The organism is Streptomyces sp. NPDC043876 (assembly GCF_056435825.1).
This window is the reverse complement of the sequence record NZ_JBWKDV010000012.1, coordinates 135,303-147,572: the sequence shown is the minus strand read 5'-3', so window position 1 is coordinate 147,572 and position 12,270 is coordinate 135,303. Positions and strand designations below refer to the sequence as shown.

Below are 12,270 nucleotides of genomic sequence, written 5' to 3'. Positions count from 1 at the left end.
GGAGCTCCGCCATGTCCCACACCCTCGCCCGCCGCGCCCTGTCCCTGACCACCGCCGTCCTCGCCATCACCGCCGTCGCGGCCTGCAGCTCGACGCCCAAGCCCGCCGACTCCAAGGCCAAGAGCGACGACACCGCCGCGGTCACAGCGACGGCCGGCCAGTACATGAAGGCCTGGATGGACACCCCGTCCCAGCCGAAGACCATGTGCGAGCTCGAGACCGCCGAAGCGCGACCGAACCACGCCGACGACGGCGGAACCCTCGAAGGCTGCATCAAGAACTACGAGTCGTTCTTCGCCGGCCAGAGCCCCCGCAGCGGCGCCCTGACCATCGAGATCACCCACGTCCAGGACGTGAACGCCCACGGAACCCAGCCGGCCGGAAAGGGCGCCCTCGCCACCATGAAGCGGGCCGGTGCCGACGCGCCCGTCCGTTATGTCCTGCGGCTGGTCGCCGATGCCGGCACCTGGCGCGTCGCCCAGAGTGTCGAAGCCCCCGCGAGCCGCTACGGCCACACCGCCGACCCCGTAGCCGACGCCCTGGAGAAGGCCGTATGAGCAAGCTGAAACGATTCTTCGTCGAGCGGGCGATCCGGGTCCGCGACATCATTCCCTGGCTCGCCGGCCTGCTGACCACCTACGTGCTGTTCGCGCCCGCTGCGGCCGCCGACGACAAGGACCAGTACCGGCCCGGCGGGATCGGCGACATGATGCCGTCGCCGATCAAGCCGGACGGCCAGGGCACGATGTTCGAGACGTACTCGGCCCCCACCTACTCACTGGACGTCCAGCTCGCCGACGACTACCTGAGCGGCGACTTCGGCGACAAGATGGCCAACAACCTCGTCGGCGGCCTGATGTGGCTGCTGATCGCCGTCGGCCGGGCCGCGGTCGTGATCACCCAGTGGACGTTCAAGGTCGTGTCGATCCCGGAGATCGAGGACGCGATCGCCCGCGCCATCGAGGGCGCGGCACAGCCGATGGTGACCACCCTCATGCCGAGTGCTCTGGCGGTGGGCGCGTTCATCGCGTGGGCCAAACGGGGAGAGTCCTCCGTGGTCAGCCAGCTGGCCTGGGTCTGCGCCAGCGCCGCGATCGCCACCACCCTCCTGGTCTCGCCCAGCACCTGGGTCAAAGGCGTCGACGAGGGGCGGCAGTTCGGCGCCTCGATCTCCATGAGCACCCTCGGCTCCAGCCTGAGCGGCTCCACCGAGTCCGCGATGCCGTTCCAAACGCCCGAGCCGGCATGGGGGAAGTCCGAGGCTGACAACACGCTGCGGAAGGCGTCGGACTCGGTCTGGCGCACCTATGTCGCGACCCCCTGGTGCGTGGCGGACGTCGGGTCGGTCGCGGCCTGCAAGAAGTGGGGCAAGCAACTTGCCGACAACTACGGCGACATGAAGAAGCGGGAGGAGTTCCTCAAGAAGACTCTGAACACGGACACCGTCGGAGAGGAAGCGGTGAAGTGGCGGCAGGGTCACAACCCGGCCGGCCGGATCGGCATCCTGCTCACCTCCCTGATCTGCGTCGCCATCTTCGCCGCCATGATGATCACGTTGGCATTCGCCACGCTCGCCAGCCTGCTGGGAGCTCTGATGCTGCTCGTCTGTGGCGTCGGATTCGCAGCACTTTGGTGCATTCCCGGAAGGCCCCGTCAGTGGGGAGTCGCCTGGTTCGAGGCGCTGTTCGGCATGGTGATGATGAGCTTCACCAGCACCATGCTCATGGGTTCCGTCCTGATCATGTCCACCGTCACACTCAGCCTGATGCCGACCTACGGCTGGCTCATGGTCTGCGCCCTCAACATCGCCGTCGCCCTGGTCGCGGTGAGCATGAAGAGCCGGCTGGAAGGCATCGTCTCTGCCAGCGGGGTCCAGATGGGCGGCCGCGGCATCATCAGCGGTATCAGCAACATGACCCGTGCCCGGCGCCTGCGCCGCGTACTGCGCCGTCGGCGCGGCGAAGGCGGCCCCTCCCGGCGCCGTCCGCGCGATGACGGCGACTCCGATTCCGACAGCGGCTCCGACAACTCCGAGAGGCGCGGCCCAGGCAACCGGCACCCTGGCAGTCGCAGGCCCCCGCGCCCCACCCCGCCTCCGCCGCCGCGGCCGCGGCCCGAGCCGGCCCCGCCGACCGTCACCATCACCCGCGAGGACACGCCCGGCGCGGACGCCTCCGGTGCCATCCCGGCGCCAGCGGCGCCAGCGGGGCCCTCATCCGGAAGGCCCAGCCTCGGCACCTCCACATCCACCCCGCCCTCGTCCACCGCCGGACCCTCCACCGGAGCCGGCGCGACCTCGTCGGGCCCCTCCGCCCGCGCCTCCAGAACGACCACGGCAACCGCCGCACCCAACACCAGCACGCCGCCGTTCTCGGTGCGTCCGGGACCGCCGCCTACCAGCGGAGTCCCGCGCCAGCAGCCCGTCACACCGCAAACCATCCGCGGCACGGTAATCAGCAGCAGCGCGGTCGGCTCGCCGACTCCGCCGCCGCAGTTCAGAACCCACCGGCCGGCATCGGCACCCCGCCCAGCACCGAACCCGGCACCGGCCACGACATCCACGACGCCGAGCAGCGCACCGGCCAGGCGGAGCACCACGGTGGCGACCTCACCGACGAACGCAGGGCCGACGAGGGCAGTCGCCACGCTGCCGCCGCGCCCGCGCACGCCGAGGACATGACCGTCCAGGCCTAGCCGGCCACCCGTTCCTTCACCCCTGGTCCGGCCGCACCCGCGGCCGGACGCCACGGGGCCATGCCGTCATGCCCTCCTCACCCAGCCCACCCGCGCTCCAAGGAGCCGCCATGCCCGATTCACCCCGCACCGAGAGCCAGCCCGACGGCAGCCCCGAAACCGGCAGCGCCGCATGGTGGCGCGAGAACCTGCGCAAGGCCGAAGTCCCCGCCGAGTTCAGCGAACTGCCGCGCCGCCAACGCCGCCGCGCCGAGAAGCACTGGAGGAAGGCCCGGCAAGAAGTCCGCGCGAAGGAAATGCGCCGCGAGCGCACCAGCGCGCCCACCCCCCTCACCATCCCCGTGATCGCCATCCTGCTCTCCGCGGCCGTCCTGATCTGGGTCCTCTTCCACCCGGAGAAGGAACGTCCCACCCCTGAAGCCAAGCCGACACCCAGCGTCTCCGCGCCCCAGGGCGCGGCGATCACCACCGCTCCCACTCCCACGCCGTCCGCGCCCGCGCCCTCCGGAGCGCCTGCCGAACCGGAAGTCATCGCCCGCGGCTTCGCCGAGAAGTACAGCACCCGATACCCCTACAACGACGGCACCCACCGTGCCGCCGTCAACCGCGCATCCGCGTACATCTCGCCGGCCCTCGCCCTGAACCTGGCCCAGCACGACGACCGGGACTTCAACCAGCTCGTTGCCGCCCAGGCCACCGCCGCCGTCCCCACCCGCGTCGACATCACCGCACCCGACGAGAAGCAGCGGCCCTCGCCCGACACGACGCTGCGCCGGTGGCTGCAAGCCACCATCGCCGTGTCGGTCGAAGGCACTACCGCCTACACCTACACCCGCAGCCTCACCGTGGAGATCTCCCGCGCCGAGATCGGCGAGCGTTGGATGGTCACCCGTGTCGTCGGCCTGGAGGAGTAGGCCATGAACGACCGCGAAATGACCCAGGCCGCACTCCGGGCCGCCGCCATGGCGACCAAGGGCGCCCGCATCAAGTACCTCGCCATCGCCGCTGTCCTGCTCCTCGTCGGCAGCCTCTTCCTCAGCATGCTGTCCGGAGGACCGGCGTCCGCCCACACCTGCACCGACTCCGGGCCGGGCACGGGCGACTCCTCACCCGCCGAGGACAACGGCGGCAATGGAGGAAAGCCCGTCCAGGGAAGTGCCCACCAGAAACAGCTCGCGCACGTCAAGACCATCGACTCCGTCGCCGTCCGCCTGAAACTGCCCGGCCGCGCCACCCTGATCGCCCTCATGACCGCCATGCAGGAAAGCACCCTGGAGAACCTCGACCACGGAGACAGAGACTCCCTCGGCCTCTTCCAGCAGCGCCCCTCCATGGACTGGGGAACCCGCGAACAGATCATGGACCCCCCCTACTCGGCGGAGTCGTTCTTTCTTGGACGCGGTACCAATCGGGGTCTCACGGACATCCCCAACTGGGCCTCCATGCCGCTCGGCGACGCCGCCCAGAAGGTGCAACAGTCCGCCCACCCCGAGCTGTACGCGAACCACGAGCGGCTGATGCGGAAGTTCGCTGCTGAAGCGGGCATCGACCTCGAACGGGCCGGTGAGACAGGCGGCACATCCGGCAGTCAGGGAACCGACCCCGGTTCCTCAGCCCCACCCAGCAGCGGATCGTGCGCAGAGAAGCCGAAGCCCGGCACCGGTGGCGGGACGTTCACTGACGGCAAGGAGACCTGGACCCTCAACAACCCCCGCAGCGTCCCCGAGGCCATCGCCTGGGCAAAACTCCACGCCGGCCCCAACTCCTCCAGGGAGTGGGAGGCGTGGTGCCTGCGCTACACCGCGACGGTCTACGGCTGGCACGCAGCCGGTGTGAACTACGCCATCGACCACTACACGGCCGTACCCGCGTCCATGCGCCACGACCGCGACAGGAACCCCCCGCCCGGGGCGTTGATGTACTGGACGACCCGAGGCCGCGCGGGCCACATCGCCGTCTACCTCGGCGACGGAATGGTCGCGAGCAACGACATCTTGAGGCCCGGCTACATCGACGTCGTCCCCGCCGAGCTCATAGAGAGCAAGTGGGGGGCCGGGTACGTGGGCTGGACGCCGCCCTACTTCCCCCACGCCGGCTGAATCACCCGGACCTTCGACCTGAATGCCATCGGTCAGGCGATCGGGTCCCATCCAGCAGCCTGACACAGCCGCACAGCGTCCAGGGACCAGCGCGCTGAACCTCCCTGACAGACCGCCCTGCCCAGTCCGGGCCGGATGTCGCTCCAGGTCGGTCACGCCCGTAAGACCAGCACGGCGATAGCCACACCGCGAGCTCGGCCACACACCGGGCCGGGCCCGCACCGCCCCACCCTCGCGAACCCCAGCAGAGGACTCCCGCACCACCATGACGACCACCCACACCACCACCCGCACCAGCCACCACGCTGAGCAAACCGCAGGACCCGCGGTCACCTACCTCGCGATCCTGCGGACCCCCAACGTCCTGCGCCTCCTGGCGGGGGCCGTCATCGGCCACCTTCCCGTCGCCATGGCCCCGCTCGCCCTCCTGATATCGGTCCGCGCCGCCGGCGGAACCATCGGTCAGGCGGGGCTCCTGGCCGCCGCGTACGGCCTAGCGGCGGCGCTGGGCCAGCCCGCATGGGGCCGGATGCTCGACCGGCGAGGGCAGACGGCCACCCTCGTCCTGACCGCGGCGATGTCCACCCTCGCCTTCACCGCTCTGACGATGGTCAACCCGGTCTCACAGCCCGCCGCCGCAGTCCTGCTCACGATCACCGCAGGCCTGTTCACACCGCCGCTGGAGGCGGCACTGAGAGTCCTGTGGCCGCACGTCGTCGCCCGCCCTGCCGAGCAGCGCGCCGCACTCGCTCTTGACGCCTGCGCTCAGGAGATCGTCTTCATCCTGGGCCCTCTCCTCGTACTCGCCTTGGACGCGGCCGCCGGACCCGCCTTCGTACTCGGCGTCACCACCCTGCTGGGGTTGGCCGGCACGTCGCTGTTCGCCACCACCTGGCTTTCCCGCAAACATCGACCCGCCCCCGGGCGTCTCTCCGACTGGCGCGGACCACTGCGAGCGGTCGGCCCCCGCATCCTGGCCGTCGCGCTCCTGGGTGCCGGAGCGGCCCTTGGAGCGCTCAACGTCGTCGCACTAACGCTGGCTGAACAGCAGCAGAGTCCCGCACTCACCACGCTCATACCCGCCGCTCTCGCTGCCGGGAGCCTGTCCGGAGGACTGCTGTACGGCCGACGCACCTGGCCGGGCAGCCCGGCCGCGCAGCTCCTTGCGGCAACCTGCGGGCTCCTCGCCGGCCTTCTGCCCCTCCTCGCGGCACCCGCACCGCCGTTCGCCGCGACGGCGGCCTTCCTGCCCGGGCTTTTCCTGGCCCCGCTTCTCGTGATCTCTTTTGCCAGCCTCGACCACCTCGCCCCCCACGGCACTCTCGGCGAGGCTTCCGCCTGGCTCATCGCCTTTCTCGGGCTCGGCCAGGCCCTCGGCACCGCAACAGCCGGCGGGGTCGGTGACTACGGACCAGCAGCCCCGACCGCCATCGCCGTCACCGGAGCGGCGCTCGCCGTCACCGTCGTTGCTCTGGCGCGTGGCCGCCTGTCAGGGCCCCCGGACGGCCACGTGATGGCCGAGCGCACCGCTCTCCCCTCCGGAGTCGGCAGCGGTCGCGCGCGCTGACAGCAGCGAGATCAGCTCCTGTCGGCCGCCGCCCATTCGAAGGCGCTGGCGAACACCCCAACACCCACGGAAGGCACGAACGTGACATCCGAGCAGCCCGCACACACCCCCGTCACCTACCGCGCGGTCCTGGGCAGCCCCTACGTCGCCCGCCTCCTCGTCGGCACACTCATCGGACGGCTGCCCAACTCCATGGCCCCGGTGGCCATCGTCCTCCTGATCACCACCGGTCGGGGATCCCTGGCGTTCGGAAGTCTGCTCGGCGCCGCCTACGTACTTGCCTCCGCCCTCTCCCAGCCCGCCAAGGGTCTGCTGATGGCCCGCTTCGGACAGACCCGCGTCGCCGGCCCCGCCGTCCTCATCAACGCCGCCGGGCTGCTGGCCCTGGCCACGCCACCCATCAACGAAGCCCAGCACCTCGCCGTCCCCACCGTCCTCGTGCTCCTCGCGGGCCTGTGCACGCCGCCCCTGGAGGCAGGGCTGAGAGTGCTGTGGCCGGCTGTCCTCCCGCATCCCGGAAAACGCCGCGCCGCTCTCGCGCTCGACACCGGATCCCAGGGCACGCTGTACATCGCCGGCCCGCTCCTGGTAGCCGCGCTCGCCAGCGCCCACGGGCCCGAAGCCGCTCTCCTGGCCACGGCCTCCCTCGGACTCGCCGGCAGCTCCGTGGTGCTGACCGCTCCGCCATCGCGCAAGTGGCGCCTCCAGTCCCGCAGCGGTGCCGGGCGCAGCCCGCTGCGCAACGGCGACCTTCGGCTGCTGCTGCTCGCTCTGTCGGGCATCGGATTCGCTGTGGGCGCCCTGAACGTCTGGGCCGTCAACCTCGCTCGGCTGCACCACATGGAACTCCTCTCGGGGGCCATCCCGGCTGCATTCTCTGCCGGCTCGTTCCTTGGAGGCCTGCTGTTCGGACGACGGACGTGGCCCGGCGCCGCCCCCAGCCAACTACTCGCGGGCGCAGCGGGCTTCGCCATGAGCTGGCTGCCGCTGCTCCTCCTGCCAGGCCCGCTGGGGGTGACCGCCCTGGCCGCACTGCCCGGGCTGTTCCTTCCTGTCGTGCTCACCCTGGCCTTCATGACGGCAGAAAGCCTCACGCACAACGGCAGCCCCACAGGGGCGAACGCGTGGCTGATCCTCTCCTACGGAGTCGGGTCCTCGGCAGGTACGGCCCTCGCAGGCACCCTCGCCGCCTTCCCGATCGCCGGACCAGCCCTGCCACTGGGTGGGGGAGCGGCCGCGCTCATCGTCCTCGGCACTGCCGGTCGGCGCTTCAGCGCTGCACGGCAGGCATCCCCGAGCCTCCTTACCCAGCGGCAGTCGGTGGAGGCCTGATCTGGATACGAGCGCGTGCACCGCGAACAGGAGGAACTACGGGGCCGAGCAGCAACGCGCCCGCGGTGAGGTGGCATGTCTGGCCCCTCGTGCGGGCGCGCCCGTTCAAGCGGCACGATCACGCTCGTGCCGGGGCTACTACCTCAGTGCCGTACGCGGGAAGACGGCCGTAATCGTCATCCCCACTTCGGCTGCGGCATTGAGAATGATGCGCTTCAACCTTTCGGCGTCCTGCTGCGGCAGTGGGTCGCCTTGGTATTCGAGCGCTATCACCCAGGCATCATCCGCCCAGCGCACCAGAATCAGCTCGACCAGACCCGCCTCGCTGGGACGCAGTACCCGCGTTCCGAACTTCTCATCCCAGGCGTCGTCCAGGCGGCCACGGCGTATCAGCCCGGTCCGTTCCACAAACCGGTTGAGGTTCTTGCCGAGCTCACCATTCATCCTGACCTGTAGCTGATAGGGCACCAAATCCTCCTCAGTGATTGACGATGACCCAATCTTTCACGTCAGCCCTGTGGACGGAGCCAAGGGTCTTACGTCCAGTCCGTCACCGCGCAGACGCTCTTGGGCGGCTCAGCGTTCGGGAAGTCCTCGCTCACGTTCGTGGGCCGTCAGCACGCCAACCCACTGGAGCCACAGATGGCCTCGTCTGGTCGGCCGAAAAAGGACGTCGGCCAGCAGCCGGGCGGCCACCGGAAAACTGCTTCCGCGTCCCAAGTTAATTGAATGCGCATCTCGAGGTGTTGCAGCAGTCCAAACAGATAGCGGGTCCTCCTGCCTGATCTCAACCCGTCGAGCCGAGAGCACAAATGTCGGACGCTGGCTAAGTGGTGACAAATCCGACCAACTATCGCGCAACGGCGCAGCAGTCCTTCGTTGGTCGGCCGCCGGAATTCGTCTTCCTTATCCACAGGCGGTCTGGGTGACCATGTTTACGCCGCAAGGGAGTCAACTTCCTTGCGGGGCAGCACATCCATTTCTGATCTGGAGGAATTCCTTCACCATGCGCAAGTACCGACTCCACGCGCTGCGGCGCGCGGCTGCCGCTGTAGCGGTCGTCGCTGCGGCAGGCGTCATCACGGCGCCGGCAGCCCTGGCGGCCGAGGCCGCCCCGGAGACCCAGACGGCGGCTTCCGCCCCGTCGACCGGCGAACCCGGTACGTCCGCCCCCGCGGCGAAGCCGAAGGACCCGAGCCCCAACCCCCCGGACCCCGGTACGCCGGACCCGGGTACGCCGGACCCGGGTACCCCGGACCCCGGTACGCCCGACCCGGGCACGCCCGACCCCGACCCGGGCACCCCGGACCCCGGTACGCCGGACCCCGGTACGCCGGACCCCGGTACGCCGGACCCGGGCACCCCGGACCCCGGTACGCCGGACCCCGGTACGCCGGACCCGGGCACCCCGGACCCCGGTACGCCGGACCCGGGCACGCCGGACCCGGGCACCCCGGACCCCGGTACGCCGGACCCCGGCACCCCGGACCCGAAGCCCGACCCGAAGCCCGACCCGGGCACCCCGGACCCGAAGCCCGACCCGGGCACCCCGGACCCGAAGCCCGACCCGAAGCCCGACCCGGGCACCCCGGACCCGAAGCCCGACCCGGGCACCCCGGACCCGAAGCCCGACCCGGCGCCGGGAGGCGGCGGTAGCAGCAACGACGACAGCGGGTCGGGGGGTGGCAGCGGTGCCCCGAAGGGCGAAGAGAACCCGAAGGGCAGCGGGTCGGGAGTGACGGCCGACCAGGCTTCCGCCCCCTCGAGCGTGGAGGTGACGACACCGCCCGGCAACCTGGCCAACACGGGGGCGGACGGGAACACAACCCTCGCAGCGACGGCCGGTGCGCTGGTCGTCGTTGGTGCCGGAGCGTTCGCCCTGGCGCGACTCAGTAAGCGCCGCACCGAACAGGCGGCTTCTCCGACCAACACGGCGTCCTGATCAGTCCGGCCGGCGTCCCGCCGGGGCGTCGGCCGGACTCGCCGCCACCACCGCGGGCTCCATGAACCACAAGCCACCAGCTTCCTCAGAGGACTCTGTGTGTCTCCAGGCTGCCCTGCCCGCAGCAGGGCTTCTCTCCATCGCCGCCATGCACGTCGCGTCCCATCCCGTATTCCTCCTCACCACCCTTGCCCTGGCCGCGGTGACGATGACCCTCTTTGGCGTCCGCGGCTTCGGCTCCCGCGCCCAGCACTGATCCTGCCGCCCTTGAAGGAGTCGCCGATGCCCCCGACCCCCCGACGCCCGGCGAGCATGGCACTGCAGGCACTCCTTGGCCGGGAGGACCGGCCCGTGCTCGGTACGTTCTTGTCCGCAGGCTTCCCCACGCCGAGCCGCTCTCCGTCACTGCTGACCGAACTCGCAGACTCGGGAGCCGACTTCCTCGAGATTGGCCTGCCCGGTCGGCACGCCCCCATGGACGGGCCAGCCATCGCAAGGGCAACGGCGCAGGCCCTGGGCCACGGAGCGACCCTCCGGCTGACGTCCGCAGTGATCCGCGAGGTCACAGCCAGCTGCACCGCCCCCGTCGTGGTGATGGCGTACTGGCACCGCGTCCTCGAATGCGGAGGCGCCCCGTACCTCGCAGGCGAACTCGCTGACGCTGGCGCCGCGGCGATCCTGATCCCAGATTTGCCGGCGTCGGCCACCACCGGATGGCTTGAAGCGACCAAGAGCGCTGGTCTCGACAGTCCCGCCCTCATTGCGCGCGATACCAGCGCACTGGACCTGGCCAAACGCGTCCCGTCGGTCTCTGGCTGGGTGTACGCGCCAGTTGTCCACGCACCGACCGGGTACCAGGGCCGCGTGGACCTCCCCAGCTTCGCTGACTTCTCCGCGCGCGTGCAGAGCGCCACCCGCCTGCCGCTCGTGGCCGGCAACGGAGTCTCCACCCCGGATACAGCTGCGCAACTGGTCCCCTACGCCAACGCGATCGCCATCGGATCGCCCATCGTCCGGGCCCTCCTCAGCACGGCACCCGGCGGAGGCGAGCGACACGCTCTCTCCATCGTGCGCAGTTTCGCCGAGCGCCTCAGATCCACGGCATCCCACCAGCGTCCGGACCCGGCCCTGCCGCCAACTGTTCCTCCAGAAGCCCGGTCGCAGACCCCCTCCCCCGTCTAGAACGAAGAGCCGTTATGCCGCTTCCGATCCCGCCCCGCCGCACCACACCGCCCTCCAGCCAGCGCCGGCGCAGTGAACCGCTGTCACCACCGCCACGCTGGACAGACCTGTTCCTCCCTCCCCGCTACGAGCAGCACATCGAGGAGCTCCTCGACCGCGAGGACGACACCACGGAACCCGACCAGCCGCGACGGCCCGGCCGCCGCTGACCCCGGAAACCGGACCAGAAGGGGGACCCATGCTCACGGAGACCAGGCCCGCTGCGCGTCCAGGAGACGGCCGTCCTCCTGCGCCGAGCAGCTCAACGCGCAGCCCTCGGCCGGCCCTGATAGCAGCACCTCATTCCCCCGTGGCACACAGCACGCCAACTAGTCATGCCTCCCCGGCAGCGGAGCCCGCAAGCAGCGACCTCGCCGCCTAGGTTCGTCTCATCCGCTTCACAGGAAGCGGTGACGAGAAGAGATGGGCCCATGATGCGACCCCGTAAGGCCGTCCGGACCATGCGCTAAGCGCACCCTCCTGAGTAGTGCTCACACCGACGGCGGCCGGGCCCCCTTGGACCCGGCCGCCTTTGCATGTCCGCCCCCCTGCTCACCAGGTCTGCAGCTGGCCAGGGAGGTCGGTAGAGGGCTTCGAAACCGCAGCCGGTGCCTTCCGGGACGCCGCAGATTCCTGAACCCTCCGACTACCGGCCGTCACTTCCGGCAGCGAGTCAGGGCATTCCCGCTACACGGTCAGGGTGTAGCGGCCGCGCAGCCAACCCAGTGAGTCGAGGAGCGGCTGCACAAACGCCCGCGCCGCGTGAAGGTCTGCGGGGCGCCAGCCAGGCGAGCGGCGGATGCAGTCCCACAGCGCGTCCGTCATCGCCACCGAATCCCTTCCCTCGTATTCCGGGACGGTCCCAGGCGCGTGCGCGCCGGTGATATCGACGTGCGACCCGTCGGGGGCGACTGCGACCACGTGCTCCAGTCGGCACGGACACACGCCCTGGTCCACGCTCTCCAACGTGCAGCAGTCGAGGTCCAGGCTGCACTCATCCGACACGATCGCGGCGAGCGGCCATCCGGTCCGCTCGGCAACCGCGAGCGCCAGGGCGTGGCACTGACCCTCGCTGAACGCGGTCAGAGCCGCGTCGTCGATGACACCGGCCGTGAGGTCGAACCGGCGCCGCCAAGTGCCATGAACGGTCAGCGGCTCACCCTCCGGTGGTACGGAAAGCTTGGCGAGAGTGGCCATGGTCGCGCGCAGAAACTCCACGGCCTGGTCCTTGATCTCGTCGAGGGCTTCCTCGTAGGCGTCCTCCTCGTCCTCCTGCACTTGCCCGTCCGCGTCGAGTAAGGGGGCGATGCGGTAACGGTGCCGGGTGTCGAGGTCGGCGTACGCGCGCAGGAGGGTGTGCAGCGAGCTGATCGGCAAAGGTGCGTCTCCTTGTTTGGGGGAATGCGGTGGTGAGC

The 12,270-nt window shown here is 70.3% G+C and carries 11 protein-coding genes; 9 read left to right on the top strand and 2 right to left on the bottom strand.

Going from position 1 to position 12,270, the window contains the following annotated elements:
* Positions 1-11 precede the first annotated feature (11 nt).
* From AC0693_RS31800 to AC0693_RS31775, 6 genes are all read left to right on the top strand, one after another.
* Positions 12-557 (top strand): hypothetical protein, encoded by a 546-nt coding sequence (locus tag AC0693_RS31800; protein ID WP_478803665.1) that lies wholly within the window; start codon positions 12-14, stop codon positions 555-557.
* The gene (locus AC0693_RS31795) at positions 554-2,680 is read left to right on the top strand and encodes a hypothetical protein (protein ID WP_478803664.1); all 2,127 of its coding nucleotides are present in this window, start codon (positions 554-556) and stop codon (positions 2,678-2,680) included. The genes AC0693_RS31800 and AC0693_RS31795 overlap by 4 nt, the downstream gene beginning before the upstream one ends.
* A gap of 124 nt (positions 2,681-2,804) precedes the next feature.
* Complete coding sequence (locus tag AC0693_RS31790; RefSeq protein ID WP_478803663.1) at positions 2,805-3,608, top strand: hypothetical protein; 804 nt, start codon at positions 2,805-2,807, stop codon at positions 3,606-3,608.
* Positions 3,609-3,611: 3 nt separating this feature from the next.
* Entirely contained in the window at positions 3,612-4,793 is a 1,182-nt protein-coding gene (locus AC0693_RS31785; RefSeq protein ID WP_478803662.1) for a peptidase M23, read from the top strand.
* 265 nt (positions 4,794-5,058) lie between these two features.
* Complete coding sequence (locus AC0693_RS31780; RefSeq protein WP_478803661.1) at positions 5,059-6,360, top strand: MFS transporter; 1,302 nt, start codon at positions 5,059-5,061, stop codon at positions 6,358-6,360.
* A gap of 81 nt (positions 6,361-6,441) precedes the next feature.
* Positions 6,442-7,692, top strand: coding sequence for an MFS transporter (locus AC0693_RS31775; RefSeq protein ID WP_478803660.1), 1,251 nt, complete (start codon positions 6,442-6,444; stop codon positions 7,690-7,692).
* 138 nt (positions 7,693-7,830) lie between these two features.
* On the opposite strand, the gene AC0693_RS31770 is transcribed toward AC0693_RS31775, so the two are convergent.
* On the bottom strand, positions 7,831-8,160 hold the full coding sequence (locus AC0693_RS31770; protein ID WP_478803659.1) for a hypothetical protein: 330 nt from the start codon (positions 8,158-8,160) through the stop codon (positions 7,831-7,833).
* Between the two features lie 538 nt (positions 8,161-8,698).
* On the opposite strand from AC0693_RS31770, the gene AC0693_RS31765 reads away from it, so the two are divergent.
* The 3 genes from AC0693_RS31765 to AC0693_RS31755 all read left to right on the top strand — a co-directional run bounded on the left by AC0693_RS31765 (position 8,699) and on the right by AC0693_RS31755 (position 11,025).
* Positions 8,699-9,634, top strand: coding sequence for a hypothetical protein (locus tag AC0693_RS31765; protein WP_478803658.1), 936 nt, complete (start codon positions 8,699-8,701; stop codon positions 9,632-9,634).
* 312 nt (positions 9,635-9,946) lie between these two features.
* Positions 9,947-10,816 (top strand): tryptophan synthase subunit alpha, encoded by an 870-nt coding sequence (locus tag AC0693_RS31760; RefSeq protein ID WP_478803657.1) that lies wholly within the window; start codon positions 9,947-9,949, stop codon positions 10,814-10,816.
* Positions 10,817-10,830: 14 nt separating this feature from the next.
* On the top strand, positions 10,831-11,025 hold the full coding sequence (locus AC0693_RS31755) for a hypothetical protein (protein ID WP_478803656.1): 195 nt from the start codon (positions 10,831-10,833) through the stop codon (positions 11,023-11,025).
* A 517-nt stretch (positions 11,026-11,542) separates the two neighbouring features.
* Here the strand turns inward: AC0693_RS31755 and AC0693_RS31750 are convergent.
* A complete protein-coding gene (locus tag AC0693_RS31750) occupies positions 11,543-12,232 on the bottom strand; it encodes a hypothetical protein (RefSeq protein ID WP_478803655.1) in 690 nt (229 codons plus the stop codon).
* Positions 12,233-12,270 lie beyond the last annotated feature (38 nt).

Coding starts and splice junctions, on each gene's coding strand:
- AC0693_RS31800 (WP_478803665.1), top strand. CDS start 12: ATGTCCCACACCCTCGCCCGCCGCGCCCTGTCCCTGACCACCGCCGTC.
- AC0693_RS31795 (WP_478803664.1), top strand. CDS start 554: ATGAGCAAGCTGAAACGATTCTTCGTCGAGCGGGCGATCCGGGTCCGC.
- AC0693_RS31790 (WP_478803663.1), top strand. CDS start 2,805: ATGCCCGATTCACCCCGCACCGAGAGCCAGCCCGACGGCAGCCCCGAA.
- AC0693_RS31785 (WP_478803662.1), top strand. CDS start 3,612: ATGAACGACCGCGAAATGACCCAGGCCGCACTCCGGGCCGCCGCCATG.
- AC0693_RS31780 (WP_478803661.1), top strand. CDS start 5,059: ATGACGACCACCCACACCACCACCCGCACCAGCCACCACGCTGAGCAA.
- AC0693_RS31765 (WP_478803658.1), top strand. CDS start 8,699: ATGCGCAAGTACCGACTCCACGCGCTGCGGCGCGCGGCTGCCGCTGTA.
- AC0693_RS31760 (WP_478803657.1), top strand. CDS start 9,947: ATGGCACTGCAGGCACTCCTTGGCCGGGAGGACCGGCCCGTGCTCGGT.
- AC0693_RS31755 (WP_478803656.1), top strand. CDS start 10,831: ATGCCGCTTCCGATCCCGCCCCGCCGCACCACACCGCCCTCCAGCCAG.